This is a genomic window from Streptomyces phytophilus, assembly GCF_013870535.1.
Classification (GTDB): Bacteria; Actinomycetota; Actinomycetes; order Streptomycetales; family Streptomycetaceae; genus Streptomyces; species Streptomyces phytophilus.
Map to the genome: position 1 here is coordinate 1 of NZ_JACBXC010001223.1, position 1,774 is coordinate 1,774.

Here is a 1,774-nt window from a genome sequence, read left to right on the forward strand (position 1 = left end):
AGCACGTCGAGCACCTGGTCCGCGTCGAGGTCGCAGCCGGAGGCCGTGAGCACCCGCAGCGCCTCGGCGAGCCGCTCCCCACCGCCCGGCACGGCTACATCGCCCCGGTCAGCTGGTGCAGCACCGCGTCGAGCAGGCCGTCCGCGTCGAGGTCGACGCCGCCGACGCGCAGGAAGACGGCGTTGAGCAGCTGGTCGGTGGCCAGTTCGCCCGGTGCGCGGCGCCGCAGGAAGGTCTCGATCAGGTCGTCCGCCTCGTCGAGCGCCGCCTCGCCCAGGTGGGCGGCGACGATGGCGCGCAGCCGCTCCTCGTCGGGTACGGGCAGGTCGAGGCGGACGCAGCGGCGCAGGAACGCGGGCGGGAAGTCGCGCTCCCCGTTGCTGGTGATGACGATCACCGGGAACTCGACGCACTGGACGCGCCCCTGGCCGATCACCACCGAGCCGCGGTGGTCGTAGGTCTGCACCTCGACCTCGGCCAGGTGCTCCGGGAGCCTGGTCAGCTCCGGGATGCCGAAGTGGCCCTCCTCGAACACGGTCAGCAGGTCGTTGGGCAGGTCGACGTCCCCCTTGTCCATCTCGTCGACGAGCAGCGCCCGGGGGGTCGCCGACGGCACGAGCGCGGTCCCCAGCGGGCCGAGCCTGATGAACGTGCCGATGGACGGCTCGCTCTCGCCGCGGTCCCGGCTCAGCGTCGTCTCGCGCAGCCGGCCGATCGCGTCGTACTGGTAGAGGGCGTCCTTGACGGTCGAGCGGCTGTTGACCGGCCAGCGCAGCAGCTCGCCGAGGCGCAGTTCGTGTGCGACGGCCCGTGCCAGCGACGACTTCCCCGTTCCGGCCGGGCCCGTCACCAGCAGCGGACGGCGCAGGTGGAGCGCCGCGTTGACGACGTCGGAGTGCCGCTGCTCGATCAGGTACGGCAGTTCGGAGCGCCGCGTACGGGACGGGGTGAAGCGGCGCCACGGCGGCGCCTGGGGGAGGGTGACGGTCCGGGGGACGCCGTCACCCCGGAACAGGCGCCAATCGGCCTCGGAGGCAGATGTCATGAGTTCTCCTGGGGCTCTGTGAGGTGCAGCCGGGGCACGGTGTGGTCGGCGTCGGCCCAGGCCAGCACCGGCCGGCCGGGATACTCCGGGGGGCGTGCCTTGGCGTTCGCGCGGTAGTCGCGCACGCCGTCGGGCAGTTCGCGGGTGGCGACTTCGGACATGTGCTTCGTCACGTGCGACGCGCCGTCCCGGCCCCGGTCCCACACCACCACCGGTATGCCCAGGACCAGGCACGTCTGCACGATGCCGTCCCGCTGCCCGGGAGGCAGGTCGACGCAGACGCGTACGGTGTCCAGCTTGTTGACCAGCAGCGAGTAGATCACGTCCGGGTCCACGGGCTCCGAGACGACGAACGTCTTGCCCGAGTCCAGCCGGCTCCACCTGCTGCGCCAGTGCGCCGTGAAGCGGCCGTGCCGGCGCAGCAGTTCGGGGCAGTGCACGACGAGCGGGAACTCCACCCCGAGCGCACCCGGCAGGATCTCGCCTGGGTCGCGGGCCTCCCACTCGTCCACCGGCAGGTTGAGCCCGGCCCGGTCCACGAGCACCTCCACCAGCGGCGGCCGTTCGTCCGCCACCGCGGGGGCGAGGGTGTCCAGGACGCGCAGCACCTCGCGCGCCGCCTCCGACGCCGAGTACGCCGCCACGCCGGACACCGACACCTGCCGGGGCCCGTCCCCTTCGTCGCACCACAGGCGCAGCCTGTGCCGGCCCCGCTCCGCCCGCGTCACC

Annotated in this window: 2 protein-coding genes; both read right to left on the bottom strand. The window is 73.3% G+C overall.

The genetic code is table 11. The annotated features are described in order from the left end of the window. Positions 1-94 precede the first annotated feature (94 nt). Complete coding sequence (locus H5J30_RS30990; protein WP_181790825.1) at positions 95-1,045, bottom strand: AAA family ATPase; 951 nt, start codon at positions 1,043-1,045, stop codon at positions 95-97. Next, on the bottom strand, positions 1,042-1,774 hold a 733-nt coding region (locus tag H5J30_RS30995), incomplete at its 5' end, for a VMAP-C domain-containing protein (RefSeq protein ID WP_445194969.1). The genes H5J30_RS30990 and H5J30_RS30995, both read right to left, overlap by 4 nt.

What these genes read in the sequence shown, in the direction of transcription:
- H5J30_RS30990 (WP_181790825.1), bottom strand. Translation starts at nt 1,045, where the DNA reads ATGACATCTGCCTCCGAGGCCGATTGGCGCCTGTTCCGGGGTGACGGC.